This is a genomic window from Kribbella sp. NPDC026611, assembly GCF_040638345.1.
GTDB lineage: Bacteria > Actinomycetota > Actinomycetes > Propionibacteriales > Kribbellaceae > Kribbella.
In genome coordinates this window covers 15,499-33,841 of the sequence record NZ_JBEZYC010000016.1, presented here as the reverse complement: position 1 = coordinate 33,841, position 18,343 = coordinate 15,499, and the positions used below count along the sequence as shown (strand labels likewise).

At 68.9% G+C, this 18,343-nt stretch carries 16 protein-coding genes; 7 read left to right on the top strand and 9 right to left on the bottom strand.

What is annotated here, in order from left to right:
- Positions 1-24: 24 nt before the first annotated feature.
- Both AB0E69_RS40185 and AB0E69_RS40180 read left to right on the top strand, forming a co-directional pair.
- Positions 25-294, top strand: coding sequence for a hypothetical protein (locus AB0E69_RS40185; RefSeq protein ID WP_360159428.1), 270 nt, complete (start codon positions 25-27; stop codon positions 292-294).
- Entirely contained in the window at positions 291-1,058 is a 768-nt protein-coding gene (locus AB0E69_RS40180; RefSeq protein ID WP_360159425.1) for an MBL fold metallo-hydrolase, read from the top strand. The genes AB0E69_RS40185 and AB0E69_RS40180 overlap by 4 nt, the downstream gene beginning before the upstream one ends.
- On the opposite strand, the gene AB0E69_RS40175 is transcribed toward AB0E69_RS40180, so the two are convergent.
- Complete coding sequence (locus AB0E69_RS40175) at positions 1,044-1,343, bottom strand: DUF2218 domain-containing protein (RefSeq protein ID WP_360159422.1); 300 nt, start codon at positions 1,341-1,343, stop codon at positions 1,044-1,046. The genes AB0E69_RS40180 and AB0E69_RS40175 overlap by 15 nt on opposite strands.
- Before the next feature lie 70 nt (positions 1,344-1,413).
- Between AB0E69_RS40175 and AB0E69_RS40170 the strand changes: the two genes are divergently transcribed.
- Complete coding sequence (locus AB0E69_RS40170) at positions 1,414-1,983, top strand: helix-turn-helix domain-containing protein (protein ID WP_360159419.1); 570 nt, start codon at positions 1,414-1,416, stop codon at positions 1,981-1,983.
- On the opposite strand, the gene AB0E69_RS40165 is transcribed toward AB0E69_RS40170, so the two are convergent.
- The 7 genes from AB0E69_RS40165 to AB0E69_RS40135 form a co-directional block, all read right to left on the bottom strand.
- Complete coding sequence (locus AB0E69_RS40165; RefSeq protein WP_360159416.1) at positions 1,922-4,069, bottom strand: heavy metal translocating P-type ATPase; 2,148 nt, start codon at positions 4,067-4,069, stop codon at positions 1,922-1,924. The genes AB0E69_RS40170 and AB0E69_RS40165 overlap by 62 nt on opposite strands.
- 47 nt (positions 4,070-4,116) lie before the next feature.
- Entirely contained in the window at positions 4,117-4,773 is a 657-nt protein-coding gene (locus tag AB0E69_RS40160) for a response regulator transcription factor (RefSeq protein ID WP_360159413.1), read from the bottom strand.
- The gene (locus AB0E69_RS40155) at positions 4,770-5,930 is read right to left on the bottom strand and encodes a sensor histidine kinase (RefSeq protein ID WP_360159410.1); all 1,161 of its coding nucleotides are present in this window, start codon (positions 5,928-5,930) and stop codon (positions 4,770-4,772) included. Before AB0E69_RS40155 ends, AB0E69_RS40160 begins: the two co-directional genes overlap by 4 nt.
- A gap of 9 nt (positions 5,931-5,939) precedes the next feature.
- Positions 5,940-6,782, bottom strand: coding sequence for a type II CAAX endopeptidase family protein (locus AB0E69_RS40150; RefSeq protein WP_360159407.1), 843 nt, complete (start codon positions 6,780-6,782; stop codon positions 5,940-5,942).
- Positions 6,783-6,855: 73 nt separating this feature from the next.
- Complete coding sequence (locus AB0E69_RS40145; RefSeq protein WP_360159404.1) at positions 6,856-8,436, bottom strand: ATP-binding cassette domain-containing protein; 1,581 nt, start codon at positions 8,434-8,436, stop codon at positions 6,856-6,858.
- Between the two features lie 150 nt (positions 8,437-8,586).
- Positions 8,587-8,796: a DUF6343 family protein gene (locus AB0E69_RS40140; protein ID WP_360159401.1), complete on the bottom strand. Its 210-nt coding sequence runs from the start codon at positions 8,794-8,796 to the stop codon at positions 8,587-8,589.
- 12 nt (positions 8,797-8,808) lie between these two features.
- Positions 8,809-9,480, bottom strand: coding sequence for a FadR/GntR family transcriptional regulator (locus AB0E69_RS40135; protein WP_360159398.1), 672 nt, complete (start codon positions 9,478-9,480; stop codon positions 8,809-8,811).
- A gap of 256 nt (positions 9,481-9,736) precedes the next feature.
- Here AB0E69_RS40135 and AB0E69_RS40130 point away from each other — a divergent pair, with 256 nt between their 5' ends.
- The 4 genes from AB0E69_RS40130 (at position 9,737) to AB0E69_RS40115 (ending at position 17,525) form a co-directional block, all read left to right on the top strand.
- Positions 9,737-12,382 carry an NEW3 domain-containing protein gene (locus AB0E69_RS40130; RefSeq protein WP_360159395.1) on the top strand — a complete coding sequence of 882 codons (2,646 nt, stop codon included), beginning with the start codon at positions 9,737-9,739 and terminating at the stop codon, positions 12,380-12,382.
- A gap of 399 nt (positions 12,383-12,781) precedes the next feature.
- Complete coding sequence (locus AB0E69_RS40125; RefSeq protein ID WP_360159392.1) at positions 12,782-16,609, top strand: multifunctional oxoglutarate decarboxylase/oxoglutarate dehydrogenase thiamine pyrophosphate-binding subunit/dihydrolipoyllysine-residue succinyltransferase subunit; 3,828 nt, start codon at positions 12,782-12,784, stop codon at positions 16,607-16,609.
- A 1-nt stretch (position 16,610) separates the two neighbouring features.
- Positions 16,611-16,787, top strand: a complete 177-nt coding sequence (locus tag AB0E69_RS40120; protein WP_360159389.1) for a DUF6104 family protein — start codon at positions 16,611-16,613, stop codon at positions 16,785-16,787.
- Positions 16,788-16,796: 9 nt separating this feature from the next.
- Complete coding sequence (locus AB0E69_RS40115) at positions 16,797-17,525, top strand: AAA family ATPase (RefSeq protein WP_360159386.1); 729 nt, start codon at positions 16,797-16,799, stop codon at positions 17,523-17,525.
- Here AB0E69_RS40115 and AB0E69_RS40110 read toward each other — a convergent pair.
- On the bottom strand, positions 17,509-18,300 hold the full coding sequence (locus AB0E69_RS40110) for an alpha/beta hydrolase (RefSeq protein WP_360159383.1): 792 nt from the start codon (positions 18,298-18,300) through the stop codon (positions 17,509-17,511). The genes AB0E69_RS40115 and AB0E69_RS40110 overlap by 17 nt on opposite strands.
- Between the last annotated feature and the right edge of the window lie 43 nt (positions 18,301-18,343).

The following is an 18,343-nucleotide window of genomic DNA, read 5'->3' as shown; positions in this document are numbered from 1 at the left end:
CCGTGCGCCGCTAGGTTGCGCGACATGGATTTCACCGTGGACCACGACCTGGCTCAGCGGCGGGTCGACGTGATCCGGGAGCACATGGACACCGAGGTGACGCAGGAGTTCGAGCTCACCTTGGAGACGTTCGACGGCCACCCGAAGTACGAGATCGTGCCGACCGGGCAGGTGTTCGACGGCGCGATGTTCTTCTTCAGTGGCGACCGGATCACGCTCGAGCGGGTGTACTTCGATGCCGCGTCGCTGCTCAGCCAGGTCGGGCGGCCCGAGCTGCTGGCAGCGGTGCGATGAAGGTTCATCATCTCAACTGCGGGACGATGAATTCGCCGGTGGCGCGGTGGGTTTGTCATGTGTTGCTGGTGGAGTCGCCGGTGGGGCTGGTTCTGGTTGACTCGGGGTATGGGCTGGCGGATATCGCCGCACCGGCGGAGCGGTTGGGGTTTGTTCGGCGGGTGGTGCGGCCGGTTCTTGATCCGGCGGAGACCGCGATTCGGCAGGTGGAACGGCTCGGGTTCGCGGCGGACGACGTACGGCATGTGGTGCTGACGCATCTGGATCTGGATCACATCGGGGGGTTGGCCGATTTTCCTTGGGCAGAGGTGCATGTGAGTGCGGCGGAGGGCGCGGCGATGCACGCACCGACGTTTCAGGATCGGGTGCGGTACCGGCCGGTGCAGTGGGCGCATGAGCCGCGGGTGGTGGAGCATGCGACGGATGGTGAGTTGTGGCACGGGTTCCCAGCGGCTCGGGAGATCGTCACGCCGGGGTTGGTGTACGTCGCGATGCCTGGGCACACCCGCGGGCACGCGGCGGTGGCGGTCGAGGCTGACGACGGATGGTTGCTGCACGCCGGCGACGCGTTCTTCCATCACGGCCGAATCGACGGGACTCCGGTGCCGCGCGCGCTGCGGATCCACGAGCAGGTAGTCGCTGTCGTCCCTCGGAAGATGAAGGCGAACCAAGCCCGCCTGGCCGAGCTGCATCGCGACCCCGATGCAGGTGTCCGGATCTTCTGTGCCCACGACCCGGCGCAGTTCGAGTCAGTCGCCGGGTAGCCAGTCCACCTTCAGCGCGTCGCGGCGGCCGAGGGTTTCGATCCGCTGGGCTACCCGAGCGGCCTGTTCGGCGAGCGTGTCCGAGTCGCCGGCCTCCAGCCGGAGTACAAGCTCGGCCGGCGTGGCGCGAATCGTCCAGGTCGCCTGTCCGAGGTCGACCACCAGGTTGTCCGCCGCGGAACTGACGACCGTCAGCCCACCGGGCCCGTGACCCAGGTGGCTGCTCAGCTGCCCGAGGTAGCGATCGGCCCGCCCGGTGCTCACGTGCGCTTCCAAGACCGGCATGTCATCCTCACACTTCTTTTCAAGACAGTGTGTCTCCGATAGCGACAGATTGTCCAGCTAGAATGACGCCGTGCCGAAGTTGTGGGAGGACAGCATCAGCTCGCACCGCCACGCCGTACGGGAAGCAATGCTCGACGCTGCCGCCGCGCTGGTGGCTGAGCGCGGGCTGACCGGCGTGACGATGGCGGAGGTCGCGCAGCGGGCAGGTGTCGGGCGGGCGACGCTGTACAAGTACTTCCCCGACGTCGAGGCGGTGCTGCACGCCTGGCACGAACGGCAGGTCGGAGACCATCTCCGGCAGCTCGCTGAGATCCACGAGCGGACCGGCAGCCTGGAAGCGGTCCTGGAGGCCTACGCGTTCATCTGCCACGACCATCCGACCGGTGAGCCGGCCGTCTCACTACACCGGTCTCACCACGTCGCCCAGGCACATGATCACCTCGTCGAGTTCCTGGCGAGCCTGCTGACCGATGTCCGCCACGACGTACCGCCGAAGGAGTTGGCGGCGTACTGCGTGCACGCGCTGGCCGCGGCCCGCGCCGTACCGTCGAGAGCGGCGGTACGGCGCCTGGTCGCGGTCACCCTCGCTGGTCTGGAGCCGTCGGGCGGAGGTCGAGGCGGCGGAGGAGTTGGGCGTTGAGGGCGACGACGATGGTGGAGATCGACATCAGCAGGGCGCCGACCGCCGGCGAGACGACGATGCCCGCGAAGGCGAGTACGCCGGCGGCCAGCGGCACCGTGATGACGTTGTAGCCGGTCGCCCAGACGAGGTTCTGCCACATCTTGCGGTAGCTGGCCTTCGAGAGCGTGATCACCGACACCACGGTCCGCGGGTCGTTGCCCGCGAGTACGACGCCCGCGGACTCGATCGCCACGTCCGTACCCGCGCCGATCGCGATCCCAACCTCGGCCCGGGCCAGCGCCGGCGCGTCGTTCACGCCGTCCCCGACCATCGCCACCTTCAACCCACGGGCCTGTAGCTCGGCCACCTTGGCGTCCTTGTCCTGTGGCAGGACCTCCGCGAACACCTCGTCGATCCCCAGCTCCTTCGCCACCGCATCCGCCACCTGATGCGCGTCCCCGGTGATCATCGCGACCTTCACACCGCGCTGGTGCAACGCCTCCACAGCTTGCCGAGACTCCTCGCGTACCTCGTCCGCCAGCCCGATCGCCCCGATCACCTGACCCTCGCGAACGACATGCAGCACCGCGGCGCCCTGGTCCTTCCAAGCAGCCACGTCCTGCTCCAGCTCGGTCGGCTCGGCCAACCCGCTCTCCCGCAGGTACGCCGGCCCACCCACGGCGACCTCCACACCGTCCACCACAGCCATCACGCCCCGGCCAGTCAGTGAACGAAAGTCCTTCGCGACAGGATGCCCCGCACTCCCAGCACCGCCCCGAACAGCAGCAGTCACACCGCGAGGTGCGTGTGTGGTGTGCGACTCGTGTGCGCGGACGATTGCTTTGGCCAGTGGGTGTTCGCTGTCCGCCTCTACCGCCGCGGCCAGCTCCAGCAGCTCTTCCTGCGTGACCGGGTCGACGGTGGATACGCCAAGGACGGCTGGTTCGCCCTTGGTCAGCGTGCCGGTCTTGTCGAACAGGACCGCGTTGACGGTGCGCATGCGTTCCAGAGCCAGGCGGCTCTTCACCAGTACGCCGGCCTTGGCGGCTCGTTCGGTGGAGATGGCGATGACCAGCGGGATGGCCAGGCCCAGCGCATGCGGGCAGGCGATGACGAGGACGGTGACCGTCCGGGTGACCGCCTCGTCGAGCTTGCCCAGCAGCGTCCACACGATGAAGGTGATGAGTCCGGCGGCGGAGGCGAAGTAGAAGAGGAAGGCCGCGGCGCGGTCGGCCAGCGCCTGGGCTCGCGACGACGACGCCTGGGCCTCGGCGACCAATCGCTGGATGCCGGCCAGCGCAGTGTCGTCCCCGACCGCCGTGATCTCCACGCGCAGAGCGTTGTCGATAGCAACAGTCCCAGCGACCACCGAGGAGCCGACGCCGCGCGACACCGGACGCGACTCGCCCGTGATCATCGACTCGTCGACCTCAGCCTGCCCGTCAACCACGGTCCCGTCCGCCGGCACGCGACCACCCGAGCGGACCAGTACGACGTCCCCCGCCTGCAGCTCATGCAGCGCAACGGACACCACCTCGTCGTCCGTGACCTTCTCCGCAGAGTCCGGCAGCAGAGCCGCCAACGCGTCCAAAGCACCCGAGGCCGCGCCGAGAGCTCGCATCTCCAGCCAGTGACCGAGCAGCATGATCACGATCAGCAGCGCGAGCTCCCACCAGAAGTCCAGGTCGAAGCCGCCGATGCCGAGCGTCGTCACCCACGACGCCACGAACGCGACGGTGATCGCCATCGAGATCAGCAGCATCATCCCCGGCTGCCGCGACTTGAGCTCGCTCCAACCGCCGGTCAGGAACGGCCGCCCGCCGTACACGAACAGCACGGTCCCGACGACCGGGGCGATCAGTCCCGCGCCCCGGAAGTCCGGCCGGGTGTACCCGAGCAGGTCCGCGAACATCTCGCTGAAGAACACCACCGGCACCGCCAGCACCAAGCTGATCCAGAACCGGTCCTTGAACTGCGCCGCATGATCCCCGTGCCCGGAATGCCCGCTGTGCCCGGAATGCCCCGAATGCCCGTGCTCGTCATGCCCCGCCTGCTCGCCGGGGTCGTGGTCCGCGTGCGCCATCTGTCCGCCGTGCTCGTCCATGCCTGGAACATACCCATAGGGGGTATCAGAAGCAAGGGAGACGAAGCTCACCCACGCCCAGGGACGGCGATCCCGGACTCATACGCGTACATCACCAGCTGCGCCCGGTCGCGGCAGCCGAGCTTGGTGAGCAGATGGCTCACGTGCGTCTTCACCGTGCCGTATCCCAGATGCAGCCGCCCGGCGATCTCCTGGTTCGACAACCCTTGCGCCACCGCGAGCAGGACATCGCGCTCCCGGTCGGTCAACCCGTCGCCTGACGACGGCCGCGCGGCAGGCAGCGCCGCGAACCGCTCGATCAGCCGCCGGGTGATCCGCGGATGCAGCAGCGCCTCCCCTGCCGCGACCACCTCGATGGCCTCGAGCAGCTGCGCGGGACGCGTCTCCTTCAGCAGGAACCCGCTCGCCCCCGCCCGCAGCGCCTCCAGCACGAGCTCGTCGTCGTCAAAGGTCGTCAGCACCACGACCCGAGTCCCCTGACACGCCGGATCTGCCAGGATCGTGCGACTCGCGGACAGCCCGTCGAGGTGCGGCATCCGTACGTCCATCAGGACGATGTCAGGCGCCGTACGCCGGCACAGTGCGATCGCCTCCAGCCCGTCCCGCGCCTCGCCGATCACCTCGATCCCCTCGGATGAACGCAGCAGCAACACGAACCCGGCCCGCACCAGATCCTGGTCGTCGACGACCGCGACCCGGATCACCGCCGGGCTCCCACCGGCAGTACTGCGTACACCCGGAAGCCGTCGCCCTCCGGACCGTACGACGCGGTCCCACCAACAAGCCGGACCCGCTCCTCGAGCCCGACCAACCCGTGCCCCGCCGTCGACGACCCTGGCCGCGTCGGCCCCGGATCGGTGACCTCCAGCTCGAGAGTCGAACCACTGGCCGTCACCACCACCGCCGCCGTCTTCGCCGCCGAGTGCTTGATGACGTTGGTCAGCGACTCCTGCACCACCCGATAAGCGGTCAGCGACACTGCGGCGTCAAGCTCACGAGCCACCACACCATTTCGCGTCAGCGTGACGTCGAGGGCGGCGGCCCTGATGTCCTCGACCAGCGAGGCGAGGTCGTCGAGCCCGCGCGTCGGCGGCCGCGTCCCCTCCTCGTCCTCGGAGCGCAGCATGCCCAGCATCGACCGAGTCTGTTCCAGTGCCCGCCGGCTGGTCTCAGCGATCACCTCGAGCGAGTGCTCGGCGGCAAGCGCGTCGCTGCGGACCAGGTGAGCGCCGACGCCGGCCTGCACGGCAATGAGCGACATGCTGTGCGCGACCACGTCGTGCAACTCACGGGCGATCCGCAGCCGCTCTTCCGTGACCGCGGCCAGCAACTGGTCTTGCTGCTGCCGTCGCCGCGACCGGACCGCGTCACCGACTGCCCAGACCGCCACCAGAAGCGCGACCGCCTGCAGCAGGTCCGACGTACCGAGGTCTGGTACGTCGAGCAGCGCCAGCCCCGCGAAACACGCCAGACCGACGCCCAGCCCGACCAGCCCGTCCCGGCGCCGACCGTGGGCAGACAGCGAGTACAGGCTGAACAGCATCAGGATCGACAACAGCCCGATGTAGTGACCGGACAGGCTCACCACGAGGCTGCCGACCACCATCACGGCGTACGACGCCACCGGCCGCCGACGCCGCCAGGCCAGGCCGCCGGCAGCGACCAGCGTGGCGACGGTCGCGACGACGTCCGGAGTCTCCAGCCGCGGGTCGATCGACGCCGGATCGGTCGTGAACAACGAGGTCAGCGCTGCCGCCGCAGCCACGATCCCGATCGCGGGGTCGAGGTACGGCGACAGGCGCTGGGACGCCACGATCCACCAACTCTGCCGACCCGAGGCCGGCCCAAGCTGCCCCCTCATAGCCGGAGACTACGCGTGCAGAGCCGCTACCGGCTCCTGCTCGTGCGCCGCAGTTGCCGACGTCCGCCACACCTTTGCCCAGCGCAGCAGCACCACGGCCGCCACGGCGCAGGCGCCGAGGGTGGCGAACCCGGTCTCGCCGGCGACGTACGCAAGGCTCGACCCGGAGGTCGCGACCACGGCCGAGGCCCCGAGATCGAAGACGGTGTTGGCGAGGTTGTGGGCGATCGCGACTGGCCAGACCGTCTTCGACCGGTCCCAGAGCCATGCGTAGAGCACGCCCGCCGCAGTGATCGTGAGCACCGCGGACGGTGCGACGATCCAGCGCGCGCCGCCGGTGTCGTACGTCGTCGCGAGCAGGATCAGCGGCAGGTGGAACAGGCCGTGCGCGAACCCGGTGGCCACGGCCGCCCGCCGGCGACCGGTCAGCTGCTGGAAGCGCGGCAACAGGTAACCACGCCAGCCGATCTCCTCACCCAGGATCAGCACGGTCGGGACCACCAGCGCAATCCCGAGATCGATCACGTTCGACGCCGTGATCGCGCCGAAGTGGAGCCGTCCGGCGCCGATCAGCAGCGCGGTGCCGTAGGCCCCGCCGCACAGCAGCAGCGGTACGACGATCGCGGCCGGCCAGGACCGGAAACCGGCCCGGGCCAGCCCGACCCCGCGCCACAACTCCCGGCGCCGGCCGCGCGGCGTGATGGTGAAGGTCAGGATGCCGACGGTGACGGTCGGCACCATCACGCTGAGCAGCAGGTTGAGGTGGGCATGCGGCAGACCGACCGCGATCAGCAAGGCGAGCGAGTACGCGATCGCCAGATAGGCAACGATGCTGCGAAGGGGTTTGTTCATGGCTCCACGGTGCCGGTGGAGCCATCCCTCCCGCGTCTGCCTGGAGACCTGACTCGTCTCTGTCTGCAGACCCCTAGAGCGGCTCGATGTCGGTCAGCGTTTCCGGCGTCAGCTCTACCCAGCGAGTGATCCCGATCTCTCGCAGGAACGGGACGTCGTGGCTCGCGATCACCAACGCCCCGCTGTACGACGCCAGCGCGTCCTTGAGCTGCGCCACGCTGGACAGATCCAGGTTGTTCGTTGGCTCGTCCAACATCAGCAGCTGCGGTGGCGGCTCGGCCAGCAGCAGCGCGGCCAGCGTCGCCCGGAAGCGTTCGCCACCCGACAGCGTGCTCACCAACTGATCAGCAGCGCGCCCCCGGAAGAGGAACCGGGCCAACCGCGACCGTCGCTCCTGGTTCTCCCTCCCCGGAGCGAGCAACGCCAGGTTGTCCACGATCGACAACGAGTCGCGCAGCAGATCCAGCCGCTGCGGCAGGTACCGGAACGGCACCGCGGGCAACGACCCGTCCACGATCGACTGCAGCAGCGTCGTCTTCCCGGCGCCATTCGGCCCGGTCAGCGCGATCCGCTCCGGCCCGCGGATCTCCAGATCCACGCGCGCCCCGGTCCGCAGCTCATGCTCGACCAGCCGTAGCACGACCCGGCCGGCCGGTACGGCGGTCTGCGGCAGGTCGACCCGGATCGTCTCGTCGTCGTGCACCTTGTCCTCGGCATCGGCCAGCGCCTCCTGCGCCGAGTCGAGCCGCTCCGACTGCATCCCAAGGTGCTTCCCGGCCGACACCTGCGCCGAACGCTTCAGCCCACCGGCGATGATCTTCGGGATCCCGCCTTGCTCGAAGGCACGTTGCCCCCGGGCCCGGCGCTGGTCCATCTTCATCCGCGCCTCGACCAGATCGCGCTTCTGCTTCCGTACGTCGGCCTCGGCCGCGCGCACCATCCGCTCGGCCGCCTCCTGCTCGATCGCGACCGCCTCCTCGTACGCCGTCAGGTTCCCGCCGTACCAGGTGACCTCGCCCTTGCGCAGGTCCCCGATCTGGTCGACCCGGTCCAGCAGCTCCCGGTCGTGCGACACGATCACGAGCGCACCCCGGAACTGGTCGACCGCGTCGTACAGGTGCCGTCGCGCCCGCAGGTCCAGGTTGTTCGTCGGCTCGTCGAGCAGCAGTACGTCGGGACGCCGCAGCAACTCGGCCGCCAGCCCGAGCAGGATCGTCTCGCCGCCGGACAGCTCGCCGACGCTGCGATCGAGGCCGATCGCGCCGAGACCGAGCTTGCCGAGCAACGCCTCGGCGCGCTCGTCGACGTCCCAGTCGTCACCGATGACCGCGAAGTTCTCCTCCGAGGCGTCACCGGACTCGATCGCGGTGATCGCCCGGCGGACGGCCTCGATCCCGAGCGCCTGGTCGACGCGCAACGAGGTGTCGAGGGTAAGGTCCTGCGGAAGGTACCCGAGCTCGCCGCTGACCCGGATCGTGCCGCGCTGCGGCGTGAGCCGGCCCGCAATCAGCCGGAGCAGCGTCGACTTGCCGGCGCCGTTGCGGCCGACCAGGCCGGACCGCACCGGGCCCGCGACGAAGGTGAGCCCGTCGAACAGCACGTCGCCGTCCGGCCAGGCGAAGAAGAGGTCCGTACAGGACAGGGAATAGCTCATGAGGTGTCGACTCCTGCTGAGGTCTCGAAACGAGATCGCACGCCGGAACGGCGGCGATCGATCGGCTACGAAGAGAACCTCAGTTCGACAACTCGAACCCCAGACGTCGGGAGTGGGACACGACAAGCTTACGGATCCCGGTTGGGTTGATCAACCATTTTCCGAGTGCTTGCGCCAGGCAACGACTATCAGGTCGACGACGGCGACCAGTCCGAGCGCGGCGAAGGTGATGATCCAGCCGGCCGGGAGCTCGAACACGACGGACAGCAGGGTGGAGGCGGCGAACAGCAGGACCCCGAACACCGACAGCACGATCCGCAGGGTGAGTGCGCTTCTAGGTGGTGGCGGTTCGAAGGCCATGGCGCCTTGCCTCTAGGGAGCCTTGCGGAGCCAGGTTTCGACGCCGGCGATGTGGGCGGTCATCCAGGCCCGGGCGGCCTCGGCGTCGCCGACCTCGATCGCGTCGAGGATCGCGGCGTGCTCGGCGAGGGTGCGCTCGACCGCGCCGGCCTGCGTCACGCCGCGCCAGATCCGCGCCCGCTGCGTCGCCCCGGAGATCCCGTCGAGCAGCGAGCAGACGACCTGGTTACCCGTCGCCTCGGCGATCCCGCGGTGGAACTTCAGGTCGTTCGCGACCAGGTCCTCGACGTCCGCGTCCGGCGCGAGGTCGCTGGTCAGCAGCCGGAGCTCGGTCACCTGGTCGCGCGTGATCCGCGTCGCGGCCAGCGCGGCGACTCCGGGCTCGAGCAACCGCCGTACCTCGAAGAACTGCAGGACCGAGTCGTCCCGGTGCAGGTCGACCATGAAGTTGAGCGCGTCGAGCAGGTGCGCCGAGTCGAGGCTCGTCACGTACGTCCCGTCGCCGTGCCGGACGTCCAGCACGTTCACCAGCGTGAGCGCCTTGACCGCCTCCCGCAGCGAGTTCCGCGACAGCCCCAGCCGGGCCGCCAGGTCTGCCTCTTTGGGCAGCCGGTCCCCCGGGCCCAGTTCCCCCGAGGTGATCATGCCCTTGATCTTGACGATCGCCTCGTCCGTCAGCGCCATCCCGTCAGTATGCCCCCGCGGACCTGGTGCCCGGTAAGCGCTGTGGCTTGAGTGATAGCGGCGTCCAGGTGCGTGCATCGCGGTGCTTGGTCAGTGGCCTCGATGCGGAGCATCGTGGGCGCTGGCCAAGTGCCGCGAGGTGCGTGCCTGGACGCCGGTAGCGCCAAGCCACAGTGCTTACCGGGCACCAAATCTGAAGGATTCCTGAAGGCAGCCTCGGAGACTCGGGACACCACGACACCTTTGGGGGGAAGTCATGAGGAAAACCCGTTGGCCGGTAGGTCTTGCGGTCGTCGCAGCGATGGTCTGCACCGCACTCGGCCTACCGACCCCAGCCACCGCCGCATCCACCGCGGCCGCTACAGCCACCGCCTACCCGAATCCGCTGCCTGATTTCAGTCATCCTGGGAGTCCGCATGCGCCGTTGTTCAAGAAGCATCAGCTGCCGCCGATGCTGGTCGTCTACGGGACCTTCGACGACCTGACCAACCTCAGCGAGTCGGCGGCCCGGGACAAGTTCTTTCCGATCTTCACCTTCGGCAACGTCGCCGACTACTACCTGCAGAACGGCCTCGGCGTCCTCACCCCGGTCCAGGAGACGTACGGCGACCACGACAACGGGATCGTGATGGTCAACCTCGGCCAGTCGTCCAGCCTGAACGGGCAGGACGTGACGGTCCGCCGGCGCAAGATGATGGAGCTCGCCGACCCGTACGTCGACTTCGCCCGGTACGACGCCAACAACGACGGCACCGTCGACGACTCCGAGCTCGCCGTGGTCACGCTGGTGACCTCGCCTACCGCGGACTACTCGTGCGGCCAGACCGCCAACGTCGGCGCCGGCGGCAAGCTCGACGGTAAGAACATCGGCTTCCGGACCGCGGACGGCGGCTCCCTGACCAACAACCTCACCTTCGCCCACGAGCTGACCCACCAGCAGTTCCAGATGGAGGACTTCTACGGCTTCGGTGTCGGCGACTGGGACATCGCCGGCCCGACCTGCGCCGGCAGCACCCAGATCTGGCAGGAGCCGAACGCCTGGCACCGGCTGCACCTCACCGGCAGCCAGCCGAACATCATCACCAAGGACCGGTACATCACGCTGCTGCCGGACACGGTCGCGCCGTACCAGTCGTACCTGCTCTACGACCCGGCCCGCGGCACCGACGACTACTTCATGCTCGAGGAGCGCGCCGCCAAGACCGGAACCTACGACCAGAACATCCCCGACAACGGCATGGTGATCTGGCGGATCGACGAGCGGCACGTCCGGAACAGCCCGGAGCACCTGCGCGGCGTGGAGCTGATGCGACCCGACGGCGTGCGTTCGCCGGGATGCCTGGACGACGACGTGGACGGCAAGGTCGACGAGGACCCGGCCGACGGCGTGGACAACGACGGCGACGGCAAGGTGGACGAGGACGGGCCGCACGACGGGTGCAACGGTGGCAACGACACCGACGCCTGGGACCCGACCGACTCCCGGACCCGCCAGCGCGAGATGACCCAGCCGTGGGCCGACGGCACGCCCGCCGGTGTAGCGGTCCGGGCCATCGGTGAGAACTTCGCCGACCAGCGGCAGGCGTACGTCGACGTACCCGGCCCTGGGATCCTCGTGGACGCGGGAGACATCAACGGCCACGCACCGCAGCCGCAGCTGACCGCGGGCAGCACCGTGGACCTGTCGTTCGCGGTGATGAACACAGGTGAGGCCACTGACACGTTCGACTTCACCGAACTGGTTCCGACCGGCTGGACCGCCACTACGCAGCGCATGACGTTGACAGCGGGTCAGCGCGCCACGGCGAAGATCACGGTCACCGTTGGGACGGACGAAGCCGCCGGTGCGCGGCACACGCTGATCGCACGGGGTCGCAGTACGACGGACTCCGCGGTGCAGACCGACTACTCGATGCTGGTCGACATCAACCGGGAGTCCGCGGTCGCGTACACCGGTGACACCACGGTCGAGCAGTCCGACACCGCACACCTGTCGGTGAAGGTCACCGACAAGCTCAGCGGCGCTCCGCTGGCCAACAACCGAGTCCGGATCAGCAGCGGCCACGACACGGTGGCCACCGCAGTGACCGGAGCCGACGGCGTCGCCACCGCGACCCTGCCGCCGGGCCTGGCACCGGGCTCGTACGACTACACGGTGATCGCCAAGCCGAACGGCGACTACCTGGGCAGCACCACCAGCTTCACTCTCGTGGTGGGACCGGAGAAGGCGACGCTGGCCGTCACGAGTCCGACGACGTACGCCGACGACCAGCCGACACCGATGACGGTGAAGGTCACCGACGAGGCCGACGGCGAACCCGCGGACCTCAGCAAGGCCGTGGTCCAGCTACAGGTGCGGAACACCCTCACCGGTGAGACCCGTAGCTACAGTGCCAACGCAGGGGCAGACGGTGTCGCCACGCTGCCGGTCGACGTACCCTCCGGCACCTGGGCAGCCACTGCCTCGCTCAGCGGCGGCTACTTCACCGGACCAGCGGTTCAGACCGAGCTGATCGTCTTCGACCCTGACGGCCAGATCACTGGTGCGGCGCTAGGCCCGGACAGCACCGGCACGCAGGCAGTCCTGACGGCGTCGGCCCGGTACCTGAACCGGACGCCATCCGGTGCAGTGACGCTCACCGCGGGCAGCCACGTCTTCACCGGTACGACGCTCCGCTGGCTCGCCGTCTCTGGTACGGCGGCGGCCTTCGAGATCACCGGCCGCGTGGGCACCCCAGCCCGCAACCCTGCGGGCGACCGTGCAAGCCAAACCGAAGACGGCCGGCCACTTCACGGCGACCGTCACCAGCGCCGGCTGGACGTACAGCACCGGCGACGTGACGGCTCGGGTCAGCTCGTTCCTGATCCGGACCAGCTAGCCAATCATCCCCAACTGGACTGATCGCGCACGTGACGTTTGCCACACTTTTGCGTAGTGGTGAGCGTCACGTGCCGCGAGTGCGCAGTTGCATACAGTGCGCAGCCACGCTCAGCGGGCGGCGTACGGGACCTCGGGGAAGGGCTGGGAACTCCACCCCTGTAAGGCGTCCGGGAGGTGCGGAGGTTGCGCACCGCACCCATCGGTCGTGAGCGCCCCGGGAGTGAGCTGAAACACCTTTGTGAGCAGTGTTTCAGGGCTTGACCGATCGGGTCCCCGGGGCCTGACCACCCGACACACTGGTCCGGTGGTCCCGGGCTGTGGAAGTGGTCCGCGTGCTATTAGCCTTTGCATGGGACACCACCCATAACATCGGCATTACCCGTGCTACCGGACCCGAAATCGGAAGAGGCGAACTGCCCAGTGGCCACCGAGCCATCAGACACGAATCCCCTAGCAGCCTTCGGTGCGAACGAATGGCTGGTCGACGAGCTGTACGAGAAGTACCTGCAGGACCCTAACTCGGTGGATCCGGCGTGGTTGGACTTCTTCAAGACCTATAAGCCAGGTGAAAGTGCGCCGGTGAAGACCGCCCCGGCCGATGCTCCCAGGCCGGATGCGGTGTCCGACAACAAGACGCCTGAGGCGCCGAGCCGCGGTTCCGCACCGTCCGTGCCCGCCTCCAACGCTCCGGCCGCCGCTGCGGCACCTCAGTCCCCCGCCACGCAGCAGCCGGCCCCGGTCCCGGCTCAGGCTGCCCCGGCGCAGGCCGCTCCGGCCAAGGCCGCTCCGGCTCCGGCCGCGAAGAGCGCCACGCCGACCGGCGGTACGGCGAACCAGCCGAAGACCGCTCAGCCCAAGCCGGCCGCCGCGCCCGCGTCCGCCACGGAAGGCGAGCGGCTGATCCTCCGCGGCGCCCCCGCGCGGACCGCGCAGAACATGGAGACCAGCCTCTCCGTGCCGACCGCGACCAGCGTCCGCCAGGTCCCGGTCAAGCTGCTGATCGACAACCGCATCGTCATCAACAACCACCTCAAGCGCGCCCGTGGTGGCAAGGTCTCCTTCACCCACCTGATCGGCTGGGCGCTGGTGAAGGCTCTGAAGACGCTGCCGGACATGAACGCTTCGTACGACGAGACCGAGGGCAAACCGACCCTGGTCCACCCGGCGCACATCAACCTCGGCCTCGCCATCGACATGCAGAAGCCGGACGGCACCCGGCAGCTGCTGGTGCCGTCGATCAAGGCCGCCGAGTCGATGTCGTTCGCCGACTTCTGGATGGCGTACGAGGACATCGTCCGCCGGGCCCGGGACAACAAGCTCGCGCTACCCGACTTCCAGGGCACCACGATCAGCCTGACCAACCCCGGCACGATCGGCACCCAGCACTCGGTACCGCGGCTGATGACCGGCCAGGGCTGCATCATCGGCGTCGGCGCGATGGAGTACCCGCCGGAGTACCAGGGTGCGGCCGACGAGACGATGGCCAAGCTCGCGGTCAGCAAGGTGATGACGCTGACCTCGACGTACGACCACCGGATCATCCAGGGCGCCCAGTCGGGTGAGTTCCTGCGCCGGATCCACCAGCTGCTGCTCGGCGCCGAGCGCTTCTACGACGAGATCTTCCAGTCGCTGCGGATCCCCTACGAGCCGATCCGCTGGGCCGCCGACCTCCCGCACAGCCACGAGGAGGACATCAGCAAGCAGGCCCGGATCCTGGAGCTGGTGCACGCCTTCCGGGTGCGCGGCCACATCATGGCCGACACCGACCCGCTGGAGTACAAGCAGCGCAGCCACCCCGACCTGGACGTGGCCACCCACGGCCTGACGCTGTGGGACCTGGACCGCGAGTTCGCCACCGGCTCGTTCGGCGGCGCGGACCGGCGGTTCATGAAGCTCCGCGAGATCCTCGGCATCCTGCGCGACTCGTACTGCCGGACCACCGGTATCGAGTACATGCACATCCAGGACCCCGAGCAGCGCAAGTGGATCCAGGAGCGGGTCGAGCGGCCGCACACCAAGCCGCCGCGCGAGGAGCAGCTCCGGATCCTGGCCAAGCTGAACGAGGCCGAGGCGTTCGAGACCTTCCTGCAGACCAAGTACGTCGGCCAGCGGCGGTTCTCGCTGGAAGGCGCGGAGACCACCATCCCGCTGCTCGACGAGCTGTGCGAGGAGGCGGCCGGCGCCGGCCTGGACGAGGTCGCGATCGGGATGGCGCACCGCGGCCGGCTGAACGTGCTGGCGAACATCGTCGGCAAGTCGTACGGCCAGATCTTCCGCGAGTTCGAGGGCAACATCGACCCGCGGACCGTGCAGGGCTCCGGTGACGTCAAGTACCACCTGGGCGCCGAGGGCGAGTTCGTCTCCGAGTTCGGCGACAAGATCAAGGTCTCGGTGGCGGCGAACCCGTCGCACCTGGAGACCGTCGACCCGGTGCTCGAGGGCATCGTCCGGGCCAAGCAGGACATCCTCGACCGCGGTGCCGCGTTCCCGGTGCTGCCGGTGCTGGTGCACGGTGACGCGGCCTTCGCCGGCCAGGGCGTGGTGGCGGAGACACTGAACCTGTCCCAGCTGCGCGGGTACCGGACCGGCGGCACGATCCACGTGATCGTGAACAACCAGGTCGGCTTCACCACCTCGCCGGCCTCGTCCCGCTCGTCGATGTACTCCACCGACGTCGCCCGGATGGTGCAGGCGCCGATCTTCCACGTGAACGGCGACGACCCCGAGGCGTGCATCCGGGTCGCCGACCTGGCCTTCGAGTACCGGCAGGCGTTCAACAAGGACGTCGTCATCGACCTGGTCTGCTACCGCCGCCGCGGTCACAACGAGGGCGACGACCCGAGCTTCACCCAGCCGCTGATGTACGACCTGATCGAGCAGAAGCGGTCGGTCCGCAAGCTCTACACCGAGGCCCTGATCGGTCGTGGCGACATCACGATCGAAGAGGCCGAGCAGGCCATGCAGGACTTCCAGCAGCGGCTCGAGCGGGTGTTCGCCGAGGTCCGGGACGCGAAGAACGAGCCCGACACCCCGGCGCCGTACGTCACCGTCCCGGTCTACCCGGACAAGCCGGAGGGCCCGGACGCGACCGCGATCACCCGCGAGGTGCTGAAGAAGATCGCCGACGCGTACACCACGCTGCCGGAGGGCTTCACCGTGCACCCGAAGGTGCAGCCGCAGCTGCAGCGCAGGGCGCACGCGATCACCGAGGGCCCGCTGGACTGGGCCAGCGCGGAGATCACCGCCTTCGGCTCGCTGCTGCTCGACGGGCGGCCGGTCCGCCTCGCCGGCCAGGACAGCCGCCGCGGCACGTTCGTCCAGCGGTTCGCCGCGGTCATCGACCGGGTCAACGGCCAGGACCACGTCCCGCTGCAGCACCTCGACGAGAGCCAGGCGCAGTTCTTCGTCTACGACTCGCTGCTCAGCGAGTACGCCGCCCTCGGCTTCGAGTACGGGTACTCCGTCGCGCGGCCCGAGGCGCTGGTGCTGTGGGAGGCGCAGTTCGGCGACTTCGTCAACGGTGCCCAGTCGGTCATCGACGAGTACATCTCGTCCGGTGAGGCGAAGTGGGGCCAGAAGTCGGGTGTCGTGCTGCTGCTGCCGCACGGGTACGAGGGCCAGGGCCCGGACCACACGTCGGCCCGGATCGAGCGGTTCCTGCAGCTCTGCGCCGAGAACGCGATGACGGTCGCGCAGCCGTCGACGCCGGCGTCGTACTTCCACCTGCTCCGCCGGCACACGCTCGGCGAGGAGCACGTCCCGATGATCGTCTTCACGCCGAAGCAGCTGCTCCGGCGCAAGGAGGCGGTGTCGCAGCCGGACGAGCTGACCCACGGCACGTTCCGGCCGGTGATCAACGATCCCGAGGCGGAGGCCAACCCGGCCGCCGTCGAGCGGGTCATCCTGGCCTCGGGCCGGATCGTGTACGACCTGCTCGCCGAGCGGAAGAAGGTCGAGCCGGACAAGATCAGCACCGCGATCCTCCGGGTCGAGCAGCTCTACCCGCTCGCCCACGAGGAGGTCGTCGCCGAGCTGGCGAAGTTCCCGAACGCGACCGAGATCCGCTGGGTGCAGGACGAGCCGGCGAACCAGGGCCCGTGGCCGTTCATGGCGCTGAACCTGACCGAGCACCTGGGCGGCAAGCCGTTCTACCGGGTGTCCCGGCCGGCCATGTCCGCGCCGGCGGTCGGGTCGCACGGCGTGCACGGGGCCGAGCAGGCGACGCTGCTCAAGCAGGCCTTCAGCTGACGTGTACTTCACCGACCGAGGGATCGAGGAACTCGAGCGCCGGCGTGGCGAGGAGGAGGTCACGCTGGCCTGGGTCGCCGAGCGGCTCCGCGAGTTCGTCGACCTGAACCCCGAGTTCGAGACCCCGACCGAGCGCTTCGCCACCTGGCTCGCCCGGTTGGACGACGAGGACGATTAGTCTGTCCGAATGCCCTTCGCCTCGCAGCCGGTACGCCGGGTCGCTGCGGCGGAGGGCATTCGTGTGTCCGGGCGCTGGCCGCACACCGTCCCCGCCGTACACCAACTGCTGACCGACGGCCTGGACCTCTCGCCCGGTGTCACGTTCCTGGTCGGCGAGAACGGGGCCGGGAAGTCGACGCTGGTCGAGGCGATCGCCGTGGCCTACGGGATGTCACCGGAGGGCGGCTCCACCGGCGCCCGGCTGACGACCCGGGCCACCGAGTCCTCCCTGGCCGACGACCTCCAGCTGACCCGAGGCGTCGGCGGCAAACGCGCCGGCTTCTTCCTCCGCGCCGAGACGATGCATGGCTTCTACACCTACCTCGAGCAGAACCCCGGCGCCCGCAACGAGCCGGTCTTCCACGAGATGAGCCACGGCGAGAGCTTCCTGACCCTCATCAGCGACCGCTTCACCCGCCAGGGCTTCTACTGCCTGGACGAACCCGAGTCGGCTCTCTCGTTCTCCAGCAGCCTCGCCGTCGTCGGCGTACTCGACCGCCTCGCCAAGTCCGGCTCCCAGGTCCTCTGCGCCACCCACTCCCCCGTCATCGCGGCCCTCCCCGACGCCACCATCCTCGAGGTCGGCGACTGGGGCATCCGGGCCACCACGTGGGAGGACCTCAAGCTGGTGCAGAACTGGCGCGCCTACCTGGAGGAGCCAGAGCGGTACCTGCGGCACGTCATCCAGTCCACTTGACCTGTTTGAGGGCATCGGCGACAACTGCGGCGGTCTGCTGTGGTGCCTCGTCCGGGAGGAAGAACACTGCGCCGGGGAGCGTCACCACGGTCACGTTGGAGGCCGCCTCGAGGGTGGCCCGCTCAGTGGCGCTGAGGCTGCCGTCCCCCTTCTCGGCGTGGACCACCCACACCGGGACGCCGGACGCGGCCAGTTCGGCGGCATAGTCACGGTCGGCGGCCAGGTACTCCAAGTACGGGCCGAGGAGCTGGAGCGCATCGCCGGCCCTGTTCTGCTTGAGGTCCTCGATCAGCTCCCGCTTGTGCGGGTCCGGTGTCTTGGCAGACCTGGCCATCAGCGGAAGCAGCTTGAACAGGACGGCCATCGGCCAGCTGCCCACCTTCTGCGACGCCGACACGACGGCGCGGAAGAATCCGGCTTCGTCCTCGGTCGTCAGGCTGATGCCCAGGAGCACGACCGGGCCGTGGAAATGACCGCCCAGCAGCATCTCCACGGCAACCGTGGCGCCATGCGAGAAGCCGACGACCACGTCGCACCGGTGCAGCTTGGCCAACTCGCCGGCCCGACGTGCCAGACCCGGAACGGACACGTCACCTACGAGCGGAGCACCCGCCATGCCCGGCAGCGTCGTGGCCACCAGACGTACACCGGCCAGCGCCGGCTCAGCCATCACCAGGTCGAACGAGCGGGCCGCGTTGGCTCCGCCGGGTAACAACAGGACCGCACGCTCGGCATCGTCAGGACCCGCGGTCAACAACTCCCAGGCTTCCCTCATCGCTACCACCCCTGCCCTGAAGGTAGGACGCGGCTGACCCGGG